The 26,163-nt window shown below is 67.8% G+C and carries 30 protein-coding genes and 3 tRNA genes; 15 read left to right on the top strand and 18 right to left on the bottom strand.

Annotation, left to right across the window (positions count from 1 at the left end; genetic code table 11):
* Positions 1–30: 30 nt before the first annotated feature.
* A complete protein-coding gene (locus HSX43_RS12045; protein ID WP_179380385.1) occupies positions 31–837 on the top strand; it encodes a nucleotidyltransferase domain-containing protein in 807 nt (268 codons plus the stop codon).
* Between the two features lie 155 nt (positions 838–992).
* On the opposite strand, the gene HSX43_RS12040 is transcribed toward HSX43_RS12045, so the two are convergent.
* On the bottom strand, positions 993–1,232 hold the full coding sequence (locus HSX43_RS12040; RefSeq protein ID WP_179380384.1) for a DUF2273 domain-containing protein: 240 nt from the start codon (positions 1,230–1,232) through the stop codon (positions 993–995).
* Between the two features lie 64 nt (positions 1,233–1,296).
* Positions 1,297–2,550: a tyrosine--tRNA ligase gene (gene tyrS, locus HSX43_RS12035; RefSeq protein WP_179380383.1), complete on the bottom strand. Its 1,254-nt coding sequence runs from the start codon at positions 2,548–2,550 to the stop codon at positions 1,297–1,299.
* 67 nt (positions 2,551–2,617) lie between these two features.
* On the opposite strand from tyrS, the gene HSX43_RS12030 reads away from it, so the two are divergent.
* From HSX43_RS12030 to pgi, 4 genes are read left to right on the top strand one after another with little or no spacing between them, the layout of a single operon-like run.
* Positions 2,618–3,763, top strand: a complete 1,146-nt coding sequence (locus tag HSX43_RS12030; RefSeq protein WP_179380382.1) for an anhydro-N-acetylmuramic acid kinase — start codon at positions 2,618–2,620, stop codon at positions 3,761–3,763.
* A gap of 26 nt (positions 3,764–3,789) precedes the next feature.
* A complete protein-coding gene (zwf, locus tag HSX43_RS12025) occupies positions 3,790–5,241 on the top strand; it encodes a glucose-6-phosphate dehydrogenase (protein WP_179380381.1) in 1,452 nt (483 codons plus the stop codon).
* A 2-nt stretch (positions 5,242–5,243) separates the two neighbouring features.
* Positions 5,244–5,915 (top strand): 6-phosphogluconolactonase, encoded by a 672-nt coding sequence (gene pgl / locus HSX43_RS12020; protein WP_179380380.1) that lies wholly within the window; start codon positions 5,244–5,246, stop codon positions 5,913–5,915.
* Positions 5,916–5,926: 11 nt separating this feature from the next.
* Complete coding sequence (gene pgi / locus HSX43_RS12015) at positions 5,927–7,516, top strand: glucose-6-phosphate isomerase (RefSeq protein WP_179380379.1); 1,590 nt, start codon at positions 5,927–5,929, stop codon at positions 7,514–7,516.
* A gap of 5 nt (positions 7,517–7,521) precedes the next feature.
* Here the strand turns inward: pgi and HSX43_RS12010 are convergent, their stop codons facing one another.
* From HSX43_RS12010 to HSX43_RS11995, 4 genes are all read right to left on the bottom strand, one after another.
* Positions 7,522–8,004, bottom strand: a complete 483-nt coding sequence (locus HSX43_RS12010) for an acyl-CoA thioesterase (RefSeq protein WP_179380378.1) — start codon at positions 8,002–8,004, stop codon at positions 7,522–7,524.
* A gap of 70 nt (positions 8,005–8,074) precedes the next feature.
* A tRNA-Gly gene (locus tag HSX43_RS12005) sits at positions 8,075–8,148 on the bottom strand.
* Between the two features lie 46 nt (positions 8,149–8,194).
* Positions 8,195–8,269: transfer RNA gene (locus HSX43_RS12000), tRNA-Asn, on the bottom strand.
* Between the two features lie 59 nt (positions 8,270–8,328).
* A complete protein-coding gene (locus HSX43_RS11995) occupies positions 8,329–9,216 on the bottom strand; it encodes an MBL fold metallo-hydrolase (RefSeq protein WP_179380377.1) in 888 nt (295 codons plus the stop codon).
* Here HSX43_RS11995 and HSX43_RS11990 point away from each other — a divergent pair.
* Complete coding sequence (locus HSX43_RS11990) at positions 9,215–10,477, top strand: ATP-binding protein (protein ID WP_179380376.1); 1,263 nt, start codon at positions 9,215–9,217, stop codon at positions 10,475–10,477. The two genes, HSX43_RS11995 and HSX43_RS11990, sit on opposite strands and share 2 nt — an antisense overlap.
* 5 nt (positions 10,478–10,482) lie before the next feature.
* Here the strand turns inward: HSX43_RS11990 and HSX43_RS11985 are convergent.
* Positions 10,483–10,559 (bottom strand) — tRNA-Ile (locus HSX43_RS11985).
* Positions 10,560–10,654: 95 nt separating this feature from the next.
* Here HSX43_RS11985 and HSX43_RS11980 point away from each other — a divergent pair.
* The 4 genes from HSX43_RS11980 to rnd are packed head-to-tail and all read left to right on the top strand — an operon-like array spanning position 10,655 to position 14,028.
* Entirely contained in the window at positions 10,655–11,104 is a 450-nt protein-coding gene (locus tag HSX43_RS11980) for an ABZJ_00895 family protein (protein ID WP_179380375.1), read from the top strand.
* Between the two features lie 59 nt (positions 11,105–11,163).
* Entirely contained in the window at positions 11,164–12,213 is a 1,050-nt protein-coding gene (purM, locus tag HSX43_RS11975; protein WP_179380374.1) for a phosphoribosylformylglycinamidine cyclo-ligase, read from the top strand.
* Positions 12,213–12,815, top strand: coding sequence for a phosphoribosylglycinamide formyltransferase (gene purN / locus HSX43_RS11970; RefSeq protein WP_179380373.1), 603 nt, complete (start codon positions 12,213–12,215; stop codon positions 12,813–12,815). Before purM ends, purN begins: the two co-directional genes overlap by 1 nt.
* A gap of 46 nt (positions 12,816–12,861) precedes the next feature.
* The gene (rnd, locus tag HSX43_RS11965; protein ID WP_179380482.1) at positions 12,862–14,028 is read left to right on the top strand and encodes a ribonuclease D; all 1,167 of its coding nucleotides are present in this window, start codon (positions 12,862–12,864) and stop codon (positions 14,026–14,028) included.
* Here the strand turns inward: rnd and HSX43_RS11960 are convergent, their stop codons facing one another.
* The 10 genes from HSX43_RS11960 to HSX43_RS11915 all read right to left on the bottom strand — a co-directional run bounded on the left by HSX43_RS11960 (position 14,029) and on the right by HSX43_RS11915 (position 21,554).
* On the bottom strand, positions 14,029–14,634 hold the full coding sequence (locus HSX43_RS11960) for a hypothetical protein (RefSeq protein WP_179380372.1): 606 nt from the start codon (positions 14,632–14,634) through the stop codon (positions 14,029–14,031).
* 4 nt (positions 14,635–14,638) lie between these two features.
* Positions 14,639–15,112: an SH3 domain-containing protein gene (locus tag HSX43_RS11955; protein ID WP_179380371.1), complete on the bottom strand. Its 474-nt coding sequence runs from the start codon at positions 15,110–15,112 to the stop codon at positions 14,639–14,641.
* A gap of 161 nt (positions 15,113–15,273) precedes the next feature.
* On the bottom strand, positions 15,274–16,341 hold the full coding sequence (locus HSX43_RS11950) for an ABC transporter ATP-binding protein (RefSeq protein WP_179380370.1): 1,068 nt from the start codon (positions 16,339–16,341) through the stop codon (positions 15,274–15,276).
* Entirely contained in the window at positions 16,338–17,135 is a 798-nt protein-coding gene (locus HSX43_RS11945; protein ID WP_179380369.1) for an ABC transporter permease, read from the bottom strand. The genes HSX43_RS11950 and HSX43_RS11945 overlap by 4 nt, the downstream gene beginning before the upstream one ends.
* Positions 17,135–18,031 (bottom strand): ABC transporter permease, encoded by an 897-nt coding sequence (locus tag HSX43_RS11940; protein WP_235962640.1) that lies wholly within the window; start codon positions 18,029–18,031, stop codon positions 17,135–17,137. The genes HSX43_RS11945 and HSX43_RS11940 overlap by 1 nt, the downstream gene beginning before the upstream one ends.
* A gap of 61 nt (positions 18,032–18,092) precedes the next feature.
* Complete coding sequence (locus HSX43_RS11935; protein WP_179380368.1) at positions 18,093–18,416, bottom strand: hypothetical protein; 324 nt, start codon at positions 18,414–18,416, stop codon at positions 18,093–18,095.
* A gap of 114 nt (positions 18,417–18,530) precedes the next feature.
* Positions 18,531–18,887: a hypothetical protein gene (locus HSX43_RS11930; RefSeq protein WP_179380367.1), complete on the bottom strand. Its 357-nt coding sequence runs from the start codon at positions 18,885–18,887 to the stop codon at positions 18,531–18,533.
* Positions 18,888–18,990: 103 nt separating this feature from the next.
* Complete coding sequence (rpsI, locus tag HSX43_RS11925; protein WP_179380366.1) at positions 18,991–19,500, bottom strand: 30S ribosomal protein S9; 510 nt, start codon at positions 19,498–19,500, stop codon at positions 18,991–18,993.
* 2 nt (positions 19,501–19,502) lie between these two features.
* Positions 19,503–19,964 (bottom strand): 50S ribosomal protein L13, encoded by a 462-nt coding sequence (gene rplM / locus HSX43_RS11920; protein WP_179380365.1) that lies wholly within the window; start codon positions 19,962–19,964, stop codon positions 19,503–19,505.
* 153 nt (positions 19,965–20,117) lie between these two features.
* Positions 20,118–21,554, bottom strand: a complete 1,437-nt coding sequence (locus HSX43_RS11915) for an aminotransferase-like domain-containing protein (RefSeq protein WP_179380364.1) — start codon at positions 21,552–21,554, stop codon at positions 20,118–20,120.
* Between the two features lie 113 nt (positions 21,555–21,667).
* Between HSX43_RS11915 and HSX43_RS11910 the strand changes: the two genes are divergently transcribed.
* Positions 21,668–21,895, top strand: coding sequence for a DUF1127 domain-containing protein (locus tag HSX43_RS11910; RefSeq protein WP_179380363.1), 228 nt, complete (start codon positions 21,668–21,670; stop codon positions 21,893–21,895).
* A gap of 128 nt (positions 21,896–22,023) precedes the next feature.
* On the opposite strand, the gene HSX43_RS11905 is transcribed toward HSX43_RS11910, so the two are convergent.
* Positions 22,024–22,440 (bottom strand): PaaI family thioesterase, encoded by a 417-nt coding sequence (locus HSX43_RS11905; RefSeq protein ID WP_235962639.1) that lies wholly within the window; start codon positions 22,438–22,440, stop codon positions 22,024–22,026.
* 45 nt (positions 22,441–22,485) lie between these two features.
* On the opposite strand from HSX43_RS11905, the gene HSX43_RS11900 reads away from it, so the two are divergent.
* The 4 genes from HSX43_RS11900 to HSX43_RS11885 all read left to right on the top strand — a co-directional run bounded on the left by HSX43_RS11900 (position 22,486) and on the right by HSX43_RS11885 (position 26,087).
* On the top strand, positions 22,486–23,271 hold the full coding sequence (locus HSX43_RS11900) for an enoyl-CoA hydratase (RefSeq protein WP_179380362.1): 786 nt from the start codon (positions 22,486–22,488) through the stop codon (positions 23,269–23,271).
* A 158-nt stretch (positions 23,272–23,429) separates the two neighbouring features.
* Positions 23,430–24,224 carry a 5'/3'-nucleotidase SurE gene (gene surE / locus HSX43_RS11895; protein ID WP_179380361.1) on the top strand — a complete coding sequence of 265 codons (795 nt, stop codon included), beginning with the start codon at positions 23,430–23,432 and terminating at the stop codon, positions 24,222–24,224.
* Positions 24,225–24,227: 3 nt separating this feature from the next.
* Positions 24,228–24,866 carry a protein-L-isoaspartate(D-aspartate) O-methyltransferase gene (locus tag HSX43_RS11890; RefSeq protein ID WP_179380360.1) on the top strand — a complete coding sequence of 213 codons (639 nt, stop codon included), beginning with the start codon at positions 24,228–24,230 and terminating at the stop codon, positions 24,864–24,866.
* Between the two features lie 42 nt (positions 24,867–24,908).
* The gene (locus HSX43_RS11885; RefSeq protein WP_179380359.1) at positions 24,909–26,087 is read left to right on the top strand and encodes a M23 family metallopeptidase; all 1,179 of its coding nucleotides are present in this window, start codon (positions 24,909–24,911) and stop codon (positions 26,085–26,087) included.
* Positions 26,088–26,163: the final 76 nt, after the last annotated feature.

Raw genomic sequence — 26,163 nt, 5'->3', positions numbered from 1 at the left:
CCTTTTTGTCTTCAGCGAGAGGGAGAGGCCGTGGTCCCCGAAGATGTCATCGAGACCCTGAAATCCGCGACGGTCGGGGCCGACGGCATCCGTGCACTCTTCCTCGGCGGCAGCCACGGGGCGGGGCGGGCGGATGACTGGAGCGACCTCGATTTCGTCCTCGTCGCGGAGGACGGGGCCTGCGATGCCACCGCGGCCATCTGGCGGACGGCGGTCGAACAGGTGGGCGAGATCATCCTCTGGTGGGACCGCACGACCGTGCCGGTGCTCATCAACGCGATCACGGCGGACTGGACGCGCATCGACGTGCTTATGCTGACGCCCGATCAACTCGGCGGACAGACGCAGGACCGCCTGATACCGCTCTTCGACCATGACGACTTGTTCGCGGGGCTCGCCGCCGCCGCCGCGGCATCGCGTCCCGATCCGAAGAGGCTGCGTCGCAACGTGGAGGAGTTCATCCGCATCCTCGGATTGCTGCCGCTTTCGGTCGGGCGCGCGGAATACATCAACGGCGTGCTTGGCGTGTTCCACCTGCGCAATCAGCTTGTCGATTTAATGATCGCCGAGACGGCGGTGCCGGACCGGGGCGGAATGCTGACCCTCAACCGCCTTTTGACCGAGGAGCAGCGAGCGGCTCTGACGGCCATGCCGGCACCCGAAGCTACGCGCGAGGCGATGATCGCGGGCCACATGACCTACGCGGCGGAATTCCTGCCGCGGGCCCGTCGTCTTGCCCGGACGCTGCGTGTCGACTGGCCGGAGCGTTTCGAAGCCTGCACCTGGGCGCGACTGAACGAGATGCTTGCGTTGGAAAAACCGTACTCGGCCGACTAGGAGGTCGGGTGTGATGGTCGGGCTCGCCCCGACCATCCCTTACCTCCGCATGGCATGAGATCGCTGGGTCTAGCCCGGCGATGACGCGGCGAGGGTCTGAAGGGCCAGATTGCGGCTGGCGTGTCGAGGTCAGGCCGCCCCGCGTCATGCTGCGATCAGTTGCTGCTCGGGTTCTGATCCGTCTCGGCGTCTTCCTCGGTGATCGTCGCATTGCCGTCGGTCTGCACCGCTTCGCCCGTCGGCGTGGCGTCCGGGCTGTCGTCCTCGGGGGTGGCGATGAAGAAGAGGTAGGCGACGAGCATGATGCCAGCGAAGACGAGGCCGGCGGTGATGCCGATGATCGGGCCGTAGTGGTTCTTGGCTTGCTTCTCGACGTTGGTATCGGGGGCACTCATGGCGGTGATCTCCTGATGTGGCTGTGGTTGCCGGAAAAACCCGCGACCACAGACCGGAGTTCCGTCATCCCTCGATTTTCACCATCGCATGGCGCTTGCGCCCCGCCGAGAGCTTCACGGGAACGGCGAGCGTGCCCGCATCCACGACGAGGCCCGCGTCCGTCACCGCCGCATCGTTCATCCGTGCGCCACCCTCGGCGATGAGGCGTTTCGCCTCCTTGCCCGATTTGGCGAGCCCCGTTCGCACGAAGAGCTGCACGATCGAGAGCCCCTCCGCCGCCTCCACGGGGTCGAGATGCACCGTCGGCAGGTCGTCGCCCGCGCCGCCCCGCTCGAAGACCTCGCGCGCGGTGGCTTCCGCTGCCGCCGCCGCCTCGGCCCCGTGCAGGAGGGTCGTCACTTCGCTTGCGAGCCGGATCTTGGCCGCATTGATCTCCTGACCCTCGAGCGCGCCGAGCCGCTCGCATTCCTCGATCGGAAGCTCGGTATAGAGCTTCAGGAAGCGACCGACGTCGGCATCGGTCGTGTTGCGCCAGAACTGCCAGAACTCGTAGGGGCTGAGCAGGTCGGCATTGAGCCAGATGGCACCGGTCTGCGACTTGCCCATCTTCTTGCCGTCCGAGGTCGTCAGGAGCGGCGAGGTCAGGCCGAAGACCTGATCGTCGAGGATCCGCCGTGTCAGGTCGATGCCGTTGACGATGTTCCCCCACTGGTCCGAGCCGCCCATCTGCAGGAGGCACCCGTAGCGGCGATGCAGCTCCATGAAATCGTAGGCCTGCAGGATCATGTAGTTGAACTCGAGGAAGGAGAGCGACTGCTCCCGGTCGAGGCGCGACTTGACGCTCTCGAACGACAGCATCCGGTTCACCGAGAAGTGCCGTCCCACGTCGCGCAGGAACGCGAGGTAGTTGAGCCCGTCGAGCCACTCGGCATTGTTGACCATCACCGCGTCGGTCGATGCTTCGCCGAAGCTCACGTAGGGTGAGAAGGCCGCCTTGATCCCCTCGATGTTCGCGTCGATCTGCGCGGGCGTCAGCAGGGGGCGCTCGTCGGCGCGGAAGCTCGGGTCGCCCACCTTGGTCGTCCCGCCGCCCATCAGGACGATCGGCTTGTGCCCCGTCTTTTGAAGCCAGCGCAGCATCATGATCTGGATGAGCGAGCCGACATGCAGGGACGTCGCCGTCGCGTCGAAGCCGATATACCCCGGCACCACGCCGGCAATCAGCGCCTCGTCCAGCGCCTGGTAATCGGTGCAGTCGGCCAGGAAGCCGCGCTCGATCATCACGCGCATGAAGTCTGATTTGGGGTGGTAGGTCATGGGTCTTTCGGTCCATTTCTAGGGGAGTGACCCGCCTTAGCGCGGGCAGGGACCAAGGGGAACCCGCATGGAGCCGATCCGCGCACTCGGAGCGATGTCCGGCACGTCGATGGATGGCGTGGACGCGGCCGAGCTTCTGACCGACGGAGAGTCGATCGCGGGCTTCGGAACCTTTGACTACCTTGCCTATTCCGACGCCGACCGCGCCGCGATAGCCCGCGCCATGGGGCAGTGGCAGGACGGGGCTGACGTGCCCGCCGCGGCCGAGGTCGTGGAGACGGCGCACGCGCGCCTGCTGTCGCGGTTCGAGGCGCAGGTCGTGGGGTTCCACGGTCAGACGCTCGCCCACGACCCGTCGACCCGGCGCACACATCAGGCGGGGGATGGCGCGCTTCTGGCCGAGGTGCTGCAGGTGCCCGTGGTCTGGGATTTCCGCACCGCCGACGTTCGTCTCGGCGGGGAAGGGGCCCCGCTCGCCCCCGCTTATCATCACGCCTGCGCGCGCTGGATCGGGGCAACCGAGCCCTTGGCGTTCCTCAACCTCGGCGGGGTCGGCAATCTGACCTGGATCGACCCGTCGAAGCCCATGGAGGCGGCTGGCGCGCTGCTGGCGTTCGACACGGGGCCCGCGAATGCGCCGATCAACGATCTCTGCCTCGATTGGCTCGGGCAGCCCTATGATCGCGATGGCGCGCTGGCACGGGAGGGCGAGGTCCATGCCGACCTCGTGGCGCAGGTGATGAACCATCCGTATTTCTACCGGATGCCGCCGAAGTCCCTCGACCGGGACGCCTTCCGGCAGGTCGGCGCGGCGATCGACGCGCTGCCGCCGAGCCATGCCGCAGCCACCTGGGTCGCCGTGATCGCCGCGAGCGTGGCGCATGGGCTCACCCATTGCCCCGAACCGCCGGCGCGCCTTCTGGTGACGGGCGGCGGCCGGCACAACCCGGCGATCATGGCGGCCCTGGCCGATCTGCCGGTGCCCGTCGCCCCGGTGGAGGACGCGGGCCTCGACGGCGACATGCTCGAAGCGCAGGCTTTCGCATTCCTTGCCGTGCGTGTGCTACGCGGCCTGCCCACCAGCTTCCCTGGTACGACAGGTGTCTCCGCCAGCGTGGGCGGCGGCGAAATCTCGCGCCCCGGCGGCGCGTTGGACAGCCTCCCGAACAGCGCTAGACACATGGACGCGCGCCGGGTAACGAAGGCCCGTTAGCGGTAACATGAACCGAAGGAGCGACGATGGTCTCCCGCACGATTCCCACCGATCCCTTTGATCTGGTCCTCTTCGGAGCCACGGGCGACCTCGCCCGGCGCAAGATCCTGCCGTCGCTTTACCGCCGCTTCGTGGCCGGGCAGATGCCGGAGGACGCGCGCGTTATCGGGGCCGCCCGGTCGGAGTTGAGCGACGATGACTTCCGCGACCTCGTGCGCGGGGCGCTCGACGAATTCGTGAGCGATGCCAAGAAGGATGCGGGCACCATCGACGCCTTCGTCGCGCAATGCTCCTATATCGCGATAGACGCCAAGGGCGAAGGTGGCTGGAAGGAGCTGAAGAAGAGCGTGCGCGATGAGGTGGTCAAGGCGTTCTACTTCTCGGTCGCTCCCTCGATCTTCGGCGCGCTGGCCGAGAAGCTGCGCAGCCACGGCATCGCCTGCGACAACTCGCGTCTCGTCGTGGAAAAGCCCTTCGGTACCGACCTCGAGACGGCCAAGAAGCTCAACGCCGACCTCGCCGCCTCCTTCCATGAGGATCAGATCTACCGCATCGACCATTTCCTCGGGAAGGAGACGGTGCAGAACCTGATGGCCGTGCGTTTCTCGAACGTGCTCTTCGAGCCGCTCTGGAACGAGCGCTTCATCGACCACGTGCAGATCACCGTGGCCGAGACCGTGGGCGTCGGCGGGCGCGGTTCCTACTACGATACCTCGGGCGCGATGCGCGACATGGTGCAGAACCATCTGATGCAGCTTCTATGCCTCACCGCGATGGAGCCGCCCGCCGCCTTCGATCCGGACCGGCTGCGCGACGAGAAGCTCAAGGTCATCCGCGCGCTCGACCCGGTGCCGCCGTCGGACGTGGTGCGCGGGCAGTACAAGGCCGGTCCCGAGCCGTCCTACGTCGAGGACGCGGAGAACCCGGATTCGAAGACCGAATCCTACATCGCGCTCAAGATTGGCATCTCCAACTGGCGCTGGAAGCATACGCCCTTTTACCTGCGCACGGGCAAGCGGATGACCGAGCGGATGTCCGAGATCGTGGTCCAGTTCAAGGAAACGCCCCACTCGATCTTCGAGCGCGACGAGGGCTCGACCGCGAACCGCCTGACCATCCGGCTGCAACCGGACGAGGGGATGGACCTCTCGGTCACCATCAAGGAGCCAGGGCCCGGGGGCATGCGCCTCGTCAACGTACCACTCGACATGACCTTCGCCGAGGCGCTCGGCCCCGACGGGGAGGAGATGCCGGATGCCTACGAGCGGCTCATCATGGACGTGATCCGCGGCAACCAGACGCTCTTCATGCGCGGCGACGAGGTGGAGGCCGCCTGGGCCTGGACCGACCCGATCATCCGCGCCTGGGAGGAGCGGGGCGATACGCCGAAGCAATACGCGCAGGGCTCCTCCGGGCCCGAGGAGGCGTTGGCGCTGATGCTGCGTGACGGCCGCCGCTGGCGCGATCTGGAGGATTGAGCATGGACTTCCGCAGCTATCCCGACCGCGAAATGCTGGCGATGGGCCTGGCCGACGAGCTGGGCAGTCTCCTGCGCAAATGCCTGCTCGTGCACGACCATGCGAGCTTCTGCGTCCCCGGCGGCTCCTCCCCGGGCGAGACGTTCCACACGCTCTCGGGCGTCGATCTCGACTGGGGCCGGGTGCATGTCTTCCTCAACGACGAACGCTGGGTGCCCGAGGGGCACGCGCGGTCTAACACGACGCTCCTGAAATCCACGCTTCTGACCGACCGGGCCGAAAGAGCGGTGCTCGTGCCCATGGTCAACGACGCGGAGACGCCGGAGGCCGGTATTCCGGACCTCGAACCGGCTTTCTCGCCCGAGCTGCCGATCTCGCTCCTGCTGCTCGGCATGGGCACCGACATGCACACGGCAAGCCTGTTCCCCGGCGCGGACAAGCTGGAGCTTGCCATGTCCGCCGATGCGCCCACGCTGGTGCCCATGCGCGCCGACGGGGCGGGGGAGCCACGGGTGACCCTGTCGCGCCGGGTTCTGGCGACCGCGATGGACACCCATATCCTGATCATGGGCGACGAGAAACGCGCGATCCTCGAAGGCGCGCGCGGACGCGACCCGATGGAGGCCCCGATCGCCGCTTTCCTGAAAGACGCCGTGGTCCACTGGGCCCCCTGAGGAGAGAGAAGATGGACTTCTGGACCGAGATAGAGGCCCTGCGCGCCATGGCCCGGCCACGCATCACCGACGTCCTCGGCGATGGCGCGCGCAACGCTCGCCTGCGCGTCGCGACCGGTCCGTTTCTCTTCGACGCCTCGAAGACCGCGCTGACCGAAGAGACCCTCGACCGCCTCCTCGCGCTGGCCGTCGAGGTGCCCGAACGGCGCGATGCGATGTTCGAGGGCGCGAAGATCAATGAGACCGAAGGCCGCGCCGTTCTCCATACGGCATTGCGCGGCACCCGGCCGGTGACGGTCGACGGCAAAGACGTGATGCCCGGCGTGCAGCAGACGCTCGACCGGATGCGCGCCTTCGCCACCGAGGTCCGCGACGGCACGTTTCAAGGCGCAGGCGGGCGGATTACGGATGTCGTCAACATCGGCATCGGCGGTTCCGACCTCGGCCCGGCGATGGCCGTCCGGGCGCTCGCCCCGTTCCACGACGGGCCGCGCTGCCATTTCGTGTCGAACGTCGACGCGGCCGATTGGGCCGACACCGCGCGGCACCTCGACCCGGCGCGCACGCTCGTCATCGTCGCCTCCAAGACCTTCACCACGATCGAAACCCTGACCAACGCGAAGACGGCGCGCGACTGGATGGGCGAGACGCTGGCCGACCCGGCGGCGCAGTTCGCCGCGCTCTCGACCGCCGAGGACAAGACCTCCGACTTCGGCATCGACCCCGCCCGCGTCTTCGGCTTCGAGGACTGGGTGGGCGGCCGCTACTCCGTCTGGGGGCCAATCGGCCTCAGCCTGATGATCGCCATCGGACCGCGCAATTTCGACGCGTTCCTGAAGGGCGCGCGCGAGATGGACGATCACTTCCGCGAGGCACCACTCCGGGCCAACATGCCCGTCCTGCTCGCGCTCATTGGGATCTGGCACCATCAGGTCTGCGGCTTCCCGACCCGCGCGGTTCTGCCCTACGACGACCGCCTCGCCCGGCTGCCGGCCTATCTGCAGCAGCTGGAGATGGAGTCGAACGGCAAGGGCGTGACGATGGCGGGCGACCCGCTCGAAGGACCGGCCGGGCCGGTCGTCTGGGGCGAGCCCGGCACGAACGGCCAGCACGCCTTCTACCAGCTCATCCACCAGGGCAGGACGCCAGTGCCGTGCGAGTTCATGGTGGCCGCCGAAGGGGCCGACCCCGCGCTCGACCATCACCACCGGCTGCTCATCGCGAACTGCCTCGCGCAATCGGAGGCGCTCCTGAAGGGGCGCAGCCACGCGGAGGCGCGCGCGATGATCGCGGACCGCTTCACCGGCGCGGAGCTCGAACGGCAGGCGGCCCACCGCGTCTTCGAGGGCAATCGCCCGTCCTGCACGCTCGTGTACCCGCGGCTGACGCCCGAGGTCCTGGGTGGCATCATCGCGCTCTACGAACACCGGGTCTTCGTCGAGGGCGTCATGCTCGGCATCAACAGCTTTGACCAGTGGGGCGTGGAGCTCGGCAAGGAGCTTGCGACGTCGCTCGGGCCGCTCGTCGAGGGCGGGGATGCAAGCGACAAGGATGCCTCGACCCGCGCGCTTCTTGGGCAGCTTCTCGACTGGCGGACCTGAGCACTTCAGCCCTCGTAGACGGCCCCGTCACGGGTGCGGAAGGCTTCGACATAGCTCTCGGGCAGGGCCTTGCGGGTCGTGAAGTCGTTTTCCATCAGCACGATGACGGCCTCGCCGCTGGCGCAGTGCCGCCCGTCGGACCAGACGCCGTATTCCATCGTCCAGGACCGGTTGCGGTAGGCCCGCGTGCGCCCGGCCACGACGTACACCTCCTCGAGGTGCAGCGGCACCTTGTAGTCCACCGAGACGGACTTCAGCACGAGCACGGGCCTGTCCGCCGTGCCCTCGTAGGCGCTGATCCCGTAGGCGCGCAGATAGGCGATGCGCAGCGTCTCGAACCAGCTCAGGTAGCAGGCGTTGTTGACGTGATCGAGGACGTCGAGTTCGTGAAACCGCACACGGTCGGCCTGCCCGAAGGCGAACGGCTCGGGCACGCCCGCGGCGCGCAGATCATCGGTCGAGAGCGGGGCGAGGAGGGGCAGCGTCATGCCACAGGTCTACCGCGCTGACAGGACAACGCAAGTACCTGAAGTTCGGGTCGTAAGATATTGTATTTACTGGAGCGGGTAACGGGAATCGAACCCGTAACTGAAGCTTGGGAAGCTTTCGTGATACCTTTTCACCATACCCGCCAGGCCCTTGCGGGCTTTCCCCCGACTGTCTCGCGCTAGGGGATGTTGGCTCCGGCGGTAGGGATCGAACCTACGACCAATTGATTAACAGTCAACTGCTCTACCGCTGAGCTACGCCGGAACAACGAAGGCGGGATTAGCCAAGCCCGCCGGTTCGCGCAAGGGGGCAGCGCGGGTTTTTTACATTTGGACGTAACGCGCGTCGGGTCTCGGATGGGGGTCGGCGCGGACACGACCCGTCTCGACCAGATGCACGAGATGCGCCAGCACGTTGCGCGCCGCCGCCGGGTGCAGGGCGGGGGGCGTGTCGACGTATATCCGGGCGACGAGGGCGGGAATCGTCGGGGCATCGGGCAGCGCGGCAAAGATCGCCGCCTCCCGCGCAAGCCGATGCGCCCGCAGGTCGCGGCAGCGCGCGCCCGGATCGTCGACCGAAGGTCCGTGGCCCGGATGGAAGCGCCGCGCGTCGAGGTTTTCGAGCCGGTCGAGCGAGGCCATGAACTGTCCGAGGTCGCCGTCGGGCGGGGAGATCATGGTGCTGGCCCAGCCCATCACCGTATCGCCGGTGAAGACGGCGCGCGCCTCCATCCATTCGAAGCTCAGGTGGTTCGCCATGTGCCCTGGCGTGTGGTGGGCGCGGAGCGTCCAGCCGTCGCCCGCGACTGTGTCACCGGTAACGAGACGACGATCGGGGATGAAATCCGCGTCCACACCCTCGCCACCGCCCAGCCCGGCGAGGCGGCGCATCGTTCCCGAGCGTCCGGCGTCCGGGGAGCCGAAGGCAAGCACCTCGACGCCGCCCAGCCGGTCGGCGAGGTGCCGTGCCGCCGGCGAATGGTCGAGATGGGAGTGGGTGACGAGGATCGCGCGCACCGGCCGTCCCGCGACGGCCGCCAGCAGCGCGTCGAGATGCGCGGGGATCGCCGGGCCCGGGTCGATCACGGCCACGTCGCCGTGCCCCACGACGAAGCTGTTGGTTCCGGCCCCGGTCATCGGCGACGGATTCGGCGCGAGGACGCGGATCAGGCCGCTTTCCTCCGGCCGCGGCGGCGGATAGCCTTCGTCCATGTCCGTCTCCCCCGATCCGGCCCGCAGGGTGCTTGCCCGCCGCTGGCTGCCGCGCAGTTTCTACGCGCGGGCGGCGCTCATCCTGATTCTGCCCATCATCACGCTGCAGCTTGCCGTCGCGGTGATGTTCCTGCAACGGCACTACGAGGACGTGACGGTGCAGATGACACGCAACATGTCGCGCGAGATTGCCCTCGTGCGCGCCGAGCCGGAGCTCGCGTCGCGCCTCGACATCGAGATCGTCGCGCCGCCCGCGGGGATGCGCCTGCGTCCGTGGGACCTATCGGGCCGGGCCATGCGCGAGGAGCTGATGGACCGCTTTCCCGATCTCGTCCGGGTCGACACGGTGTCGCTGCGCAAGACCGTGCAACTGGGCTTCGAAGACGGCACCGGCCTGCGCTTCGACCGCGGCAACGTCTCGGCGGCCAATCCGCATCAGCTGCTCGTGCTGATGGTCGCGACGGCGCTCATCATGACCGCGGTGTCGGCGCTCTTCATGCGCGGGCAGATCCGGCCCATTCGGCGGCTGGCCCGTGCGGCGCAGGCCTTTGGACGGGGGCACGTCGCCGACTATCGCCCCTCGGGCGCGACCGAGGTGCGCGCCGCGGGGACGGCCTTTCTCGAGATGCGCGCCCGGATCGAACGCCACATCGAGCAGCGCACGCTCCTCCTGTCGGGGGTGAGCCATGACCTGCGCACGCCGCTCACGCGCATGAAGCTGGAGCTGTCGATGATGGACGTCCCCGAGGCGACGGCCCTGGCCGAGGACGTGGCCTCGATGGAGCGGATCATCGATACCTTCCTCGAGTTCTCCCGCGAGAACGCCAACGACGTTCGGCAGGCGACGGAGCTCGGCCCGCTCCTGCGAGGGGCGGTGGACATGGCCGCGCCGGGCCGGGGCATCGCCGTCGACGGGCCCGAGGTGACGGCCGACGTCTATCCCGACGGGTTGAGCCGCGCGGTTGCGAACCTCGTGAAGAACGCCTTGCGCTATGGCGAGGAGGTGCGCGTCGGGCTGCAGGTGGCGGCCTCCGCGCTCGTCATTTCGGTCGAGGACGACGGCCCCGGCATTCCCGAGACCGACCGGGAGGAGGCGATGCGCCCCTTCGCGCGCCTCGACAGCGCGCGCTCCAACACGGCAGGCAACGTCGGCCTGGGCCTCGCCATCGTGCGGGACGTCGCCCGCGCCCACGGCGGAACGCTGCGGCTCGGCGAGTCGGGGCTCGGCGGCCTCAGCGCGCAGATCGTGTTACCGCGATAGGGGAATGGTAGGCCCGGCAGGACTTGAACCCGCAACCAAAGCGTTATGAGCGCTCTGCTCTAACCAATTGAGCTACAGGCCCCCGTGGAAGACGGCCTAGCAGACCGCCCGCGCCCGTCAAGCGAGGAGCGTGCGATCGGGCTTGCCGCGCGACCCGTCGCGGTCGATGGTGCGGCGATGACAGAAGGACCGATGGACGTGACCGAGACACCCGAGCCGCCCGTGCCGTACCTGGGGCGCTACACAATGATCCTCGTCGCGGGGGTGGCCGGCCTCATCGTGCTCAACATCGTGCTGGGGATCCTGGCGCAGGTGAGCCTGCCGGCCGGGGCCGCGGCCGTGATTCCCCCGATGATCGCGGGCCTCGTCACCGGGCAGACCTGGGGACGCGAACGCGGGGCCTTGCCCGAGGGCGCGCCAGCCTGGCGTCTCTCGGTCTTCGGGGCTCTGATCTATGCCGGTCTCCAGCTTCTCCTCGCGCTCGGCGGGCTTGCCGCAACAGGGGCGGCCGGGCCGACGGCGGTGGGCATCTCGCTCGGGATCGTCCTCGTCGTCTCCGTGATCGTCGTCTTCATCAACCGCTGGTTCCTGACGGTCGGCGCGAAGGGCATCCTCAAGCAGCGTTGAAGCGCGACGGGCGGCCTGCTAGGGCGCGCGCGACGGTACAGGATCGGGGGTGAGAGCAGATGAGCGACAAGAGCGGGGGCCTGACCTACAGCGGCGCAGGCGTGGACATCGACGCGGGCAACGCGCTCATCGAGCGGATCAAACCCGCAGCCCGGGCAACGCAGAGGCCGGGTACGATGGCGGGGCTCGGCGGCTTCGGTGCGCTCTTCGACCTCAAGGCCGCCGGCTACGCCGATCCGATCCTCGTGGGTGCCACCGACGGCGTGGGCACCAAGCTGCGGCTCGCCATCGACACCGGCAAGCTCGACACGGTAGGCGTCGACCTCGTGGCGATGTGTGTCAACGACCTCGTCTGCCAGGGGGCAGAGCCGCTCTTCTTCCTCGACTACTTCGCGACGGGCAAGCTCGTGACCGAGGAGGCGGCGCAGGTGATCGAGGGCATCGCGGCGGGCTGCAGCGCCTCTGGCTGCGCCCTGATCGGGGGTGAGACGGCGGAGATGCCGGGCATGTACCACGCCGGCGACTTCGACCTCGCGGGCTTCGCCGTCGGCGCGATGGAGCGCGGCGCGGACCTGCCGGCGGGTGTCGCGGCGGGCGACGTGCTGCTGGGCCTCGGGTCGAACGGCGTCCATTCGAACGGCTATTCGCTCGTGCGCCGCGTGGTCGAGCACGCGGGCCTCGGCTGGACCGACGCCGCCCCCTTCGAGGAGGGTCCGCTGGGCGAGGCCCTACTTGCGCCGACCCGGCTCTACGTGCTGCCGGCGCTGGCGGCGGTGCGCGCGGGCGGCGTCCACGCGCTCGCCCATATCACCGGCGGGGGGCTGACCGAGAACCTGCCGCGCATCCTGCCCGAGGGGCTCGGCTGCGACATCGACCTCACCGCCTGGACCCCGCCGCCCGTCTTCGGCTGGCTGGCCGAGACGGGTGGCATCGCACGGGACGAGATGCTCAAGACATTCAATTGCGGGATCGGCATGGTCGTCGTCTGCGCGGCCGACCGGGCCGAGGCGCTGACCGAGCTGCTGGCGGGCGAGGGCGAGACCGTCAGCCGTATCGGCACCGTGACCGAGGGTGCTGGCGTCCGCTACGCTGGAACGCCGAATTGGTAATGCGTGTCGCCATCCTGATCTCGGGGAGCGGCAGCAACATGGTCACGCTCGCGCGGAGCATGACCGGCGATCACCCCGCGCGCCCGTGCCTCGTGCTCTCGAACCGGCCCGACGCAGGGGGGCTCGCGCGGGCCGCCGATCTCGGCCTTCCGACGGCCGTGGTCGATCACCGCGCCTACCCGGACCGCGCAGCCTTCGAGGCCGCGCTGCAGGAGGCGCTTCTGCCCGCGGCGCCCGACCTCCTGGCGCTCGCGGGGTTCATGCGCATTCTGACACCCGGTTTTACCGGGGCCTGGTCCGGGCGGATGCTCAACATCCATCCCTCGCTTCTGCCGAAATATCCCGGTCTCGACACCCATGCGCGGGCGATCGAGGCCGGCGATGCCGAGGCGGGATGCAGCGTTCACGAGGTGACCGCCGATCTCGATGCCGGACCGATCCTCGGGCAGGCGCGCGTTCCCGTTCTGCCGGACGACAGTGCCGAGACGCTCGCCGCCCGCGTCCTCGAACAGGAACACAGGCTCTATCCGGCGGTCCTCCGTCGCGTCGCCGCGGGCGACCGGAGCCGGCTGGATCTTCCCCCGGTGCTGCAAATCGACTAGAACCGCCCGAGTTTCACGAAGGATCACCGCCATTTCCGCCCCGACCATCAAGACGATCACCACGACCGAAGATCTGGCCGCCTTCTGCGCCGACGCCGCCCGGGCCGACTACGTCACCGTCGACACCGAGTTCCTGCGCGAGCGCACCTACTACTCCAAGCTCTGCCTGATCCAGCTGGCCTATCGCGGGGACGGCACCGACGATGCCGTGCTCGTCGACCCGCTGGCCGAAGGGATCGACCTCGCGCCGCTCTACGATCTCTTCCGCGACGCCGGCGTCGTGAAGGTCTTTCACGCCGCGCGGCAGGATCTGGAGATCTTCGCGGTCGAGGGCGATACGATCCCCGCGCCGCTCTTCGATACGCAGGTCGCGGCGATGGTCTGCGGCTTCGGCGAGCAGGTGGGCTACGAGACGCTCGTGCGCCGGGTCGCGAAGGCGCAGGTCGACAAGTCGTCGCGCTTCACCGATTGGTCGCGCCGCCCGCTGACCGATGCGCAGAAGAAATACGCGCTGGCCGACGTGACGCACCTGCGCGACATCTACGAGCACCTCGCCGCCGAGCTTGCGAAGACGGGCCGCACCCCATGGGTCGAGGAGGAGATGGACGTGCTGCGCGACCCGGCGACGTACCGGGTGGAGCCGCGCGACGCGTGGCGACGGCTCAAGATGCGCAACCCTTCGCCCCGTTACGCCGCCATCGCGCGGGAGCTTGCCGCCTTCCGCGAGGACTACGCGCAGACGAACAACGTGCCCCGCAGTCGCGTCTTCAAGGACGATGCGCTGCTGGAGCTTGCCTCGATGAAGCCCAAGACGCCCGCCGAGCTTGGCAAGGCCCGGCTTCTCCTGCGCGAGGCCCGCAAGGGCGCGATCGCCGATGGCATCCTCGCGGCGGTGGCCGCCGGACTTGCGGTCGACAAGGCGGACCTGCCGGATCTGCCGAGCCAGAAGAACCGCGATCAGATCAACGCGGCCCTCGCGGATCTGCTGCGCGTCCTCCTGAAGGCCAAGGCCGAGAAGGCCGGCGTCGCCGCCAAGCTGATCGCCACGGCCTCCGATCTCGACGACATCGCTTCGGGCACCCGCGACGGTGACTGGGCCAAGGGGTGGCGCAAGACGGTCTTCGGCACGGATGCGTTGCGCCTCTGCGAGGGCGAGATCGCGCTCGCCTGCAAGGGCCATGCCGTGCGGGTCATTGAGCTGCCGCGCGATTGATTACTTGCGACGGTCGACCACCCGGATGTCCTCTAGGGACAGCATCGTGTTTACCCCATATTCGTTCTGAACTGTGAGGTTGCACTCTAGGGTTTTAAATCTGTTGGTGTCGATGTCGGCTGTGAGCGCTCCGTAGTAAACAACCGAAATCTCTCTTTCGGATCGTCCCGAATAAAGATGCCGATTCCGCTTGGGTAGATCGAAGGAGATGTCGTCCGTGGCTGTCTCAAAATCGTTCGGAGTTGTCTTACAGGTGACGTTATCGGGAAAACGAAGGGCATTCCGGCTTCGCCCGACGTAGAGCAGGTTGAGCGCCAGGGATACATCGTCTGTGTCGCCCGACTTTACCTCGATGCTCTGCGCCCGAAGATCGAAATCCATGTCGTTCCGGGCTTCGTAGTCAGTCCATTCTCCAAAGGCAGCGAACCCCGCCGCTGCCAGAGCGGCCATGGCCGCGATCCCGACATTTGCTGCGCCCAGAAGGCGCGTGCGGCCGCTTAGCCAGATATGGCAGTTGTGGCAACGCTCCTGTTTCTCCGTTCGCATAGGCTCCGCGCATGCCCAGCAGGTCACCTGTTTCTTGGGAGGCGGTTTGATCTCCGGCATGAGCTCAGCGCGTCAGATAGGCGTCGTAGGCCCAGCCCACGGCGCCCGAGACGTGGCGCACCTGCACCCATCGGCCCTGACGGCCGAGCGCATCCAGCCGGTCGCCGGGATACATCCGACGCAGGATCTCGTGATCGGTGCCGGGGCCGGCGCGCAGGTTGAGATAGCCGTCGTCGCTGCGCGCCACGAAGAGCAGGCCCGTGGCCTCCTGGCCCCGCTCCAGGAAGTTGCCCGAGACCCAGCCCCGCGCGCCCGAAGGCAGGCGGACGTAGTACCAGCTGCCCTCCGTCTCCTGCACGTCGACGCGGTCGCCCGGCGAGAGCCGGCGCAGGACGTCGAACCGCGTGCCGGGACCGGACCGCATGTTGAGGTACCCGTCGCTCGTCTGCGCCACATAGAGCGTCTGCGCCGGCACCGGGCCGGGCAGGGCGGTGGCGAGGAGCGCGGTCAGAAAAAGAGTGGAGAAGATCGGTCGCATCGGTGCCTCGTGTTTTTCGGCGCAGGGTGGCCCGATCCGGTCGGTCGATCAAGCCGGTCGCGGAGCCGTCATCCTCGGGCTCGACCCGAGGATCTCCCGGCTACCGCCGCGCGGCTCCCGCCAGAGATGGTCGGGTCGCGCCTGACCATGACGCTTCGCCACTACCGGAACAGCGTCAGCGCACCCGGCGACCAGGCGAGCCGGGCCTCGGCACCGATGTCGAGCACGGGGCGACCGAAGACGTTGCGCATCGAAATGCGCACGGGCCGCTCGCAGCCGTCGAGGCGCACGTCATAGTAGGTCATGTCGCCATAGTAGACCACCTCGCTCACCGTCCCCCGCGCCACGCGGCCCTCGCTGTCCTGCCCGGGGAAGAGGAGGGTTGCGGTCTCCGGGCGAAACCCGACCATCGTCTCGCCGTCGGTCGTCGCTTCGGACTGCAGGTCCTCGACCACGATCTTGCCCAGCCCCTGCGCGTCCACGACGCCGTCGGCCACGGTCGCGGGCAGGAAGTTCATCACCCCGATGAACTCCGCGACGCGGCGCGAGACGGGGCGACGGTAGAGTGCCTCGGCTTCGGCCAGCTGCGCGATCTTTCCGTCGAACATCACCGCGATGCGGTCCGACATGACGAGCGCCTCCTCCTGATCGTGGGTGACGAGGATGAAGGTGATGCCGACCTGCCGCTGCAGGCGGATGAGCTCCACCTGCATCTGTTCGCGCATCTTCTTGTCGAGCGCCGAGAGCGGCTCGTCGAGCAGGAGAACCTTGGGCCGCAGCACCAGCGCCCGCGCAAGCGCCACCCGCTGCCGCTGCCCCCCCGAGAGCGCGGTCGAGGCGCGCGCCCCGAAGCCGCCGAGGCCGACCATGTCGAGCGCCTCCTCCACGAGCGTGTCCTTCGCCTGCCGGTTCAGATCGGACCGCCTGCGCAGCCCGAAGGCCACGTTCTGCGCCACCGTCAGATGCGGGAAGATGGCGTAGGACTGGAACACCATGTTCGTCGGCCGCTTGTTCGGCGGCACGCGGGTCATGTCCCGGTCCGATATCGTGACGGTTCCCTCCGAGACGCCCTCGAACCCGGCGATGACGCGCAGAAGCGTGGTCTTGCCGCAGCCCGACGGCCCGAGGAGCGAGAAGAACTCGCCCGCGCCGATGTCGAGGTCGATGCCGCGCAGGGCATGGTAGGTGCCGTAGTACTTCTCGATGCCGCGCAGGCTGATGAGGCTCACAGGAACCCTCCGCTATCGCTGCCGCCCGCCCGCGCGATGCCGCGGCGGCGGTTCCATTCGGCCAGTGTCAGGATGAGGATCGACGCGAGCACCAGAAGCGTGCCGAGCGCCATGATGATCGGCAGTTGCTTCGGGAAGCGCAGGAGCGACCAGATGTAGACGGGCAGGGTGGTGTCGCTTCCGGTCAGGAAGAAGGCGATGATGAACTCGTCGAGCGAGATCGTGAAGCAGATCAGGAGCGAGGCGATGATCCCCGGCATGACGAGCGGCAGGGTGACGAGCCGGAAGGTCGAGGCCCGTGTCTCGCCGAGGTCGATGGCCGCCTCTTCGAGCGCGGGATCGAGCGATTGGAAGCTGGCGTTCAGAATGGCGACAGCGAAGGGCGTGCAGATGAGGACATGCGCCGCGACGACGGTGACGAGCGAGAGCGACCAGCCGAAGAACTGCACGACGACGACGAGGAGCGAGGTGGCGACGATGATCTCGGGCAGGACCAGCGGGATCATCACGAGGCCCATCGCCGCCGCCTTGGCCGGGAAGCGGTAGCGTACGTTCGCCCGCGCGGCCATGAGCCCGAGGAGCACGGAGATCACCGCCGTCGTTCCGGCGACCGTGAGCGAATTGGCGAGCGCGGAATGCAGCTCCCGGTTGGTGCGCAGGGCGGCGAACCATTCGAGCGTGAAGCCGTCGAGCGGAAAGGCGATCACCGTGCCGGAATTGAACGCGAAGACGGGCAGGAGCGTGATCGGCGCATAGAGGAAGATCAGGAAGGCGATCACGTAGGTCCGCAGCATCAGGGGCGTACCCCGCTCAGCCGCCGGGCGAGCCAGATGGTCGCCAGCGCGATCACCGTGACGACCAGCATCGCGAGGACGGCCAGCGTCGCGCCCATGGGCGCGTTGTTGAGGCCGAGGAACTGCGTCTGGATCATGTTGGCGATCATCAGGCCGCCCGGCCCGCCCACCTGTGCCGGGGTCACGTAGTCGCCCACGGTGGGGATGAAGACGATGAGGAGCGCGGCGACGACGCCGGGGGCCGCAAGCGGCAGCGTCACGCGCAGGAAGGTCGTCACCGCCGTCTCGCCGAGATCACGCGCGGCTTCGAGGAGGCTGCGGTCGATCTTCTCGAGCGCGACGAAGATCGGCAGGATCGCGAAGGGCGCGAAGGCATGGCTGAGCGTCAGGACGACGGCGGAGGCCGAGTAGAGCGGCGCGCTCAGTCCCTCTTGCAGCCAGGCTATTCCGGTTGCGTTTCCAAGGGCTTCGAGCGGGATGTTGATGTAAGCGAAGATCGAATTGAGCACCCCGTTGAAGCCGAGCATCACCTTCCAGAGGAAGATGCGCAGAAGGTAGCTTGTCCAGAACGGGATGGTGATGAGGAAGAGCCAGAGCGATTTCTTCGACGGATCGACATGGAAGCTGACGAAATAGGCGACCGGGAAGGCGAGCGCGACGGTGATGAGTGTCACGAGCCCCGAGATCCAGAGGCTGCGCAGCAGGATGGCGCGGTAGATCGGATCGGAGAGCGCCTCGCGGTAGTTGGCGAGGGTCAGCGTGCGGTCGATCGTGAGGTAGTCCTGCGTCCAGAAGCTGAAGACGACGATCGCGAGGAGCGGCCCGGCCATGAGCGCCACCGCATAGAGGAGCGGCGGCGCGATGAGCGTCAGCCCGCGTGTCGTCTCCTGCTGCAACGGCACCCCCTCGTGTCGGTCCGTTCGACACTGCGCGAGGGGTCGGACCTTGGCAAGGGTCTCAGCGCCGGGTGAACGTGGGCGCGATCCGGGTGTCCGTCTTCGGGGATGCCGGCTTGACCGGCGCGTCTGTGCCCCGCTTTTCGAGGTGCGCGAGGATTGCCTGCGTCGTCTCGGCCGTGGTCACCTGCACCCGCGCGGCGAGCGTGAGCGCGACGACGAGGAGCCCCCCGATCGCAAGGCCCCCGCCCGTGCCCATCAGCACCGGGTCGGCGGCATAGAGCACGAGGCCGCGCCAGCCGATCCAGGCCCCGAACCCCACGATCCCCCAGCCGCAAACGGCGATCAGAAACAGCAGGATGCGGGTAAACAGAAAACGGATCATGGGCGCAGGCTAGCCCGATGCATCCGGTCTGTCCTTGGCACCGGCTCCCCCTGCGGCAAACACGCGGCAACCCGCCCGCGCAAAAGAAAAGGCCCGCCGGGGCGCAGGGTCGTTTTACCCAAAGCCGACTTGGCAAAAGCCGTCCCAGACCGTTGAGCCGTCTTCTGTTCTGGATACCATTTTACCAAGAACGCCTGCATCACTGCCTGCGATGTATATCTTGCCCTTTCTATGCTCCGACACGAAAAACGGTTTGCCAGTATCCAGTTGTGCAAGAAGACTGTTGTCGAGTTCGACCGACAGTTCTTCAGACATAAGGGAGAACATCGCGTTATCGGAGGGTACGCCGACCCAATTTAGCTCGGAATCAAATACGGCTCCTTCGAAGAAGTTACAGGACACCGTGGCAGCCTCGGCCTGAAATCCAATCAGGAGTGGGGGCAAAATCGACAGCCATGCTTTAGTTTTCATTAGAGTTGATCTCCGAAAAAAGATGCCCACGGATTGTATATTGCTGTTTTGAACAAAAAAAGGCCCGCACATGGCGGGCCCTTTACGAAAGTCGGCGCTCAAATCAACGCTTGGAGAACTGGAAGCTCTTGCGGGCCTTGGCCTTGCCGTACTTCTTGCGCTCGACCACGCGGCTGTCGCGGGTGAGGAAGCCGGCGGCCTTGAGCGGCGCGCGCAGGGCGGGCTCATAGAGCTGCAACGCCTTCGAGACGCCGTGCTTCACGGCCCCGGCCTGACCCGAGAGGCCACCGCCCTTGACGGTCGCCATGACGTCGAACTGGCCTTCGCGATCGGTGATCTGGAACGGCTGGCGCAGGATCATCTGCAGCACCGGACGGGCGAAGTACTTGTCCATGTCCTTGCCGTTCACGGTGACCTTGCCGGAGCCCGGCTTGATCCAGACGCGGGCGACCGCATCCTTGCGCTTGCCGGTGGCATAGGACCGGCCCAGCTCGTCGCGAACGGGCTCGCGGGGCGCGGAGGTGTCGAGGAGGACCTGTTCGCCACCCTCGGCAGGGGCGGCGGTGTCGACGGCACCCTTGAGGTCTTCGAGGGAGTTCAGTTGCTCGGCCATGATCAAGCGCTCCGCGTGTTCTTGGGGTTCATCGACTTGACGTCGAGGACTTCGGGCGACTGCGCCTCGTGCGGGTGCTCGGCCCCGGCGTAGACGCGAAGGTTCGTCATCTGCTGACGCGAGAGCTTGTTGCCCGGCAGCATCCGCTTGACGGCCTGCGTGAGCACGCGCTCGGGGTACTTGCCCTCGAGGATCTCCTGCGTGGTGCGCGACTTGATGCCGCCCGGATGGCCGGTGTGCCAGTAGTTCGGCTTCTCGCGCTTGTCGCCCGTGATCTGCACCTTCTCGGCGTTGATGACGATGACGTTGTCGCCCATGTCCATGCTGGGCGTGAAGGTGGCCTTGTGCTTGCCGCGCAGGCGCATCGCGATGATCGAGGCGAGACGACCCAGAACCACGCCCTCGGCGTCGATCAGGATCCACTTCTTCTCGATCTGGTCGGGGGTCATGGTGAAGGTCTTCACGGGGCCCACTCCTGTTGATCGGTTGAATGACGGTGGGGCAAGGCCCCGGATGGCGTGCTTATAGAGATGCCTCGGGCCGCGTCAATGGCCGTGATTTCCGAAAAACCATTGTTCATCAGAGGGTTTCAAATGGGGTTCTATTTTACCCCATATTCAGACGCCCAGATCCTCGGGCGGATGGTCGAGCAGGCCGCGCAGGCGGCCCACGGCCTCCTCGAAGCTGCGCAGCGACACGCCGGAGTTCACGGCGAAGCGGACGGCGTGGGGGGCGTTGGCCTCGCGGGCCGCGTATTCCTCGGCTGCCCGCACCTTTACGCCCACACCCTCAGCCGCGCGGCAGAAGGCGGAGGCGCGCCAGCCGTCGGGCAGCAGGAGCCAGAGGAACGAGATGTCCTCTCGCCAGTGCAGGTCGTAACCCTCCAGGATCCGCGCCGCGGCCCGCGCGTAGGTGGAGACGACCTCGCGCGTCTCGGCCATGAGCGCGGGCAGGGCCGGGTCGACGAGGAGCCGGGCGGCAAGATCGCTCATCGGCGTGGCAAGCCCGAAAGAGCTGTACTCCGCAGCCCGGCGCAGGGCGAGGCGATGCGCGCGGGGGGCCATCGCGAAGCCGAGGCGCAGGGCAGGGGTGATCGTCTTGGCGATGGAAGAGATGTGCCATGTGCGCTCCGGCGCGAGCAGGCGATAGCTCGGCAGGTCGCTGCGCACCATCTGGTAGCAGTCGTCCTCGAGGATCTGGATGTTCGCGTTGCGCGCGATCTCGACGATGGCGCGGCGGCGCGACTCGGGCGTCACCGCGCAGGTCGGGTTGTGCACGTCGGGCGATGTGCAGAGGATCTGCGCGTCCGCATTTCGCGCGGCTGCTTCGAGCGCTTCGGGCACGATTCCCGCGGCATCTGTGGTGACGGGGATGATGTCGGCGCGCAGCATCTCGGCCACGCGGCGGAAGCCGGGGTAGGTCAGATCTTCCACCAGAACGGCCGGGCGGCGGCCCGACAGGACGGTCTGGAGCACGAGGCTGATCGCGTGCTGCCCCCCGCTCGTGAGTGCGATGTCGTCCGCCTCGAGCGGTCCAAGTGTCGGATGAGACAGGAATTCCCGCGCCGCCTCCCGGGCCGGGCGCTCGCTGGCATGGTTCGGGTAGTGCATCATGCCCGACGGAGGATCGGCGGCGACCGCGCCCAGGTGCTTTCGGATGAGGCGGGCCTGGCCGACGGAGGGCAGGTGGGGGGACAGGAGGTTCACGACGTAGTTGTCGCCGCCGCTGAGGTGGGGGGTCGAATCGACTTCGAGGGCCTGGAACTCCCGGTAGATCGGGGCGGGGCCTGCGCCGGTCTCGGAGACGAAGGTGCCGCGCCCGACGGCGGCGTCGAGGGTGCCGTCCTCCGTCAGGCGGGTATAGGCGCGGGCGACGGTGCCGGGGGTCACGCCGATCCGCCAGGCGAGGTCGCGTGTTGCGGGTAACCTTTTGCCCGGTAACAGGATTCCGCGGCGGATCGCGTCGCGGATGGCGGCTTCGAGGACGAGGTACTTCGGGCGATCGTCGGCCCCGAAGTCGACCTCGATGATATTCCGATCCGTTATTGTACCCATAACAATGTATCGCTGGATTTGATGCGGGGCAGATTGTATCTATCGAATACACCCTAGCGGTGAAATTGTATCAACACAAGCAACACAAAGGTCCGCCTCGAAAGGAACATCCCATGGCCGCTCCCGCGTTCGAACATCCTGCCCTGAATGCATATGCACAAAACGCTGCATCGCCGGTCGCGACGGCGCTCCTGCAGGCCGGTTCGACGCTTGCGACATGGGAAATGCGGGCCCGCACGCGCGCGGCGCTCAAGCGCCTGGACCCTGAATTGTACCAAGACATTGGCCTGACGACCGCCGAAGTGCTGATCGAGACGGCCAAACCCTTCTGGCGCGCCTGACCGGCGCACCCCCCGATCTCTTCCCCGACTGGCCGGGCCGCCCCACGGGGCGCGTCCGGCCCCTTTTTTACGTTTTGTACAAACGTCGGAGACCCCTTTGAACGTTTTGTACAATCGTCTTCGGCGGCTCAGGCCTTCGGGATCGAGTAGGTGAGCGAAGCGCGGGCGACGGGCCGGTCGTCGCCGTCGGAGAAGAGGAGGCACTCGCCGACCGCGAGGACGCGGCCGAGCTTCAGCAGCCGCACGTGGCAGAGCAGGTCGGCGTTCGCGACGGGCTTGCGCATGAAGTCGATGGAGCAGTTCGTCGTCACGGCGAGCGCGACGGGACCGACGCGCGACAGGATGGCGAGATAGACGCCCACGTCGGCGAGCCCGAACATCGACGGCCCCGAGACCGTGCCGCCGGGTCGCAGGTGCTTGGCCGAGACGTTCAGGCGGACGGTGAGGCCGTCCTCTTCGACCCGTTCGAGGCTGAAGTCCTCGGCGACCTGCAGGAACTCGGCTGAGAGAAACTGTCCGAGGGCCGCGGCGTCCATCTTGAGCATTGCAAATCGCCTTTCGTCTTCGCAGGCTCGGACGCGGAGGTGCCCATGCCCGATATTCTGCTGCGCGACGACCGCGACGGGATCGCGACGCTGACGCTCAACGATCCGGACACGCTCAACGCGCTCTCCGATGAGATGCTGGCCGCGCTCGACGGTCAACTGCGTGAGATCGCGACCACGGAGTTACGTGTCGTCATCCTGCGGGCCGAGGGCCGGGCCTTCTGCGCCGGGCACGACCTGCGGCAGATGCAGGCGATGCGGCAGGCGGAGGATGGCGGGCGCGCGGCCTTCGCCGATCTCTTCGACCGCTGTGCCGCCGTGATGGCGCGGATCCGGGCGTTGCCGCAGCCCGTCATCGCCCGCGTCCACGGCATCGCGACCGCGGCCGGCTGCCAGCTGGTGGCGACCTGCGACCTCGCCATCGCGGAGGAGACCGCGCGCTTCGGGGTGAACGGGGTGGACATCGGTCTCTTCTGTTCGACGCCCATGGTGGCGCTGACGCGCAACGTCGGGCGCAAGCGGGCGTTCGAGATGCTGTCGACGGGCCTGCTGCTCTCGGCGGAGGAGGCGGTCGAGGCGGGGCTCGTCAACCGGGCGGTGCCGGCCGCCGAGCTCGACGCCTGCATCGAGGACTACGCGACACACCTCGCGCGGAAGCATCCGGGGAGCCTGCGCATCGGCAAGGGCATCTTCCACGCGCAGGCGGAGATGCCGGTCGACGCGGCCTATGCGCTGGCCCGGGACGCGATGGTGGAGAACCTCGCGGACGAGGGGACCGCGGAAGGGATGCAGGCTTTCCTGGAGAAGCGGTTGAAGGACTGGCGGCCTTAGGGACGGGGTGAGCGCGATAAGGCCGCGTCAGCGGCTCTGTCGACGGGCTTCGCAACACAGTGCCCGAGACGGCAGACGGGTGACAGGCCCGGGCAAACCTGCCCGTGGCGCTGGACGGCTCGGGGGCGCGCGCGTATCCGGGGCGAAAGGAGCCCTTCATGCGTATTCTCATCACCAATGACGACGGCATCTCGGCCCCCGGGCTCGAGGTGCTGGAGACCATCGCCGCCGAGGTCGCGGGCGCGGACGGCGAGGTCTGGACCGTCGCGCCGGCCTTCGAGCAATCGGGCGTCGGGCATTGCATCAACTACGTGAAGCCCTCGATGATCTCGCAGATGGGCGAGCGGCGCTTCGCGATCGAGGGCTCGCCGGCCGATTGCGTGCTCGCGGGGCTCGGCGATCTGGTGAAGGGCGAGGTCGACCTGGTGCTTTCGGGCGTGAACCGGGGCAACAACGCGGGCGAGAACACCATGTATTCCGGCACGATCGGCGCGGCGATGGAGGCGGCGCTGCAGGGCGTGAAGGGCATCGCGCTGTCGCAGTTCTACGGCCCCGGGAACGTGAAGCTCGACAATCCCTTCGAGGCGGCGGCGACGACCGGCGGCGACTGCGTGCGCCGGCTTCTGAAGGAGGCCCCCTGGGGCGGGGAGACCTACAAGCTCTTCTACAACGTCAACTTTCCGCCCGTTCCGGCGGGTAAGGTGCGCGGCATGGCCGCGGTGGCGCAGGGGTATCGCGGCGACGGGCGGATGGGGGTGCATCCGCAGACCGCACCGTCGGGACGCAAGTATCTCTGGATCCAGGGCTCGGCCCAGGGCGAGCCGACGCAGCCCGGGACCGACGTGAAGGCCAACGTGGAGGGCTGGATCTCGGTCACGCCGATGCGCTGCGACCTGACCGATCGCGCGGCGCTCGAGGGGTTGCGCGACGTGCTCGACCCCTACGGGGACTGAGGCGTGGCGACGCCCGAGGAGGTCATACGCCTGCAGCTTGCCGTCCGCGCGCGCGGCGTGACCGACCTGCGGGTGCTGATGGCGATGGAGCGCGTGGACCGTGCGCGCTTCCTGTCGGAGACCTTCGCGGCGCGCGCCTACGAGGACGTGCCCCTGCCGATCGCGGGCGGGCAGACGATCAGCCAGCCGAGCATCGTCGGGCAGATGACCCAGGCGCTCGACGTGCAGCCGCGCGACAAGGTGCTCGAGGTCGGGACGGGCACCGGCTACCAGGCGGCGGTTCTGTCGCATCTGGCGCGGCGGGTCTATACCGTCGAGCGGCATCGGGCGCTGACCCGCGCGGCGCAGGTCAACCACCAGGCGCTCGGGCTGTCGAACATCACCCAGATCACCGCCGACGGCAGCTTCGGCCTGCCCGAGCAGGCTCCCTTCGACCGCATCCTCGTGACCGCCGCCGCCGAGGACCCGCCCGGTCCCCTGTTGGCACAATTGCGCATCGGGGGTAGTATGGTGGTGCCGGTGGGCGTGTCCGATCACGTGCAGACGCTGATCAAGGTGACGCGGACCGACGGCGGGTACGAGTATGACGAGCTTTCGCCGGTGCGCTTCGTGCCGCTGGTGGAGGGGGTGGAACACGACTGAAGGACGTGCCATCCCGACATTGGGCAGTTAAGGGGGACAGCGATGTCCGGAGCAGGCAGGGCCGGCTGGGTCGGTCTATTGACGAGCGTGAGCATCCTGGCGGGATGCTCGGAATTCCAGTCGGGCAATTTCGATTTCGACCTGCGCAACACGGCGGGGACGGTCGATACGACCGACGGCGTGCGACAGGCGGCGGCGGACCGGCCGCGGCCCGACGCGAACGGGTTGATTACCTATCCGAACTATCAGGTGGTCGTCGCGCGGCGCGGCGACACGGTGCAGACGGTCGCCGACCGGATCGGCTATTCCTCGGCCGAACTCGCGCGGTTCAACGGGATCACGCCGGAGACGCGGCTGAACCAGGACGCGGTGCTTGCCCTGCCGAGCCGGGTGGTGCCGGGGGCGGCCGGATCGGACGGGCGGCCCGACATCACGCGGATCGCGGGGGCGGCCATCGACCGCGTCTCGGGCAGCGGTGCCGGGGCCGAGATCGCCGTGCAGAGCGGGGAAGAGCCGGTGCGCCACCGCGTCGCGCGGGGCGAGACGGCCTTCTCGATCGCGCGTCTCTACGGGGTGAGCCCGTCGTCGCTCGCCGAGTGGAACGGGCTCGGCAGCGATCTTGCGGTGCGCGAGGGCCAGTACCTGCTGATCCCGCTCGTCATCGGCGAGGACGGGGCGGCCCAGGTCGCGGACTCGACGCCGGGGCAGGGGACGGACACGCCGGTTCCGCCCTCGGCCAGTTCCGCGCTGCCGGAGACCGTCGAGCAGGAGCCCCTGCCGGCGAGCCCGAACCTCGACGCGTCGCGCACGGAGGCCAGCGCGCCCGAGCCCGCACCCGAACCAGCCGCAGCCCCGGCGAGCGAGGCGGCATCGCCCTCGGCGTTGCGCCGGCCGGTTTCGGGCGAGGTGCTGCGGCCCTTCTCGGCCCGCAACGAGGGAATCGACTTCCGCGCCGCGGAAGGCAGCGCCGTTCAGGCCGCCGCCGCGGGCACGGTCGCGGCCATCACCCGCGATACCGATCAGGTGCCGATCCTCGTGCTGCGCCACGAGGGCGGGCTTCTGACGGTCTATGCCAACATCAAGGACATCCGCGTGCAGAAGGGCGATTCCATCGCCGCGGGTCAGCGGGTGGCGAGCGTGGGCGGGGGCGACCCGGCATTCCTGCATTTCGAGGTGCGGCGCGGCTTCGACGCGGTCGACCCCGCTCCGCTTCTGCAATAGGACGTGCAAAATTGCGTGCGGGCGCTTTCATGTGGCCTGCGCAATGCGTAGATACACCGGGGACCAGGGTAATCGG

It is taken from the genome of Jannaschia marina, assembly GCF_013404595.1.
Lineage (GTDB): Bacteria > Pseudomonadota > Alphaproteobacteria > Rhodobacterales > Rhodobacteraceae > Jannaschia > Jannaschia marina.
This window is presented reverse-complemented; position numbering and strand designations above follow the sequence as displayed.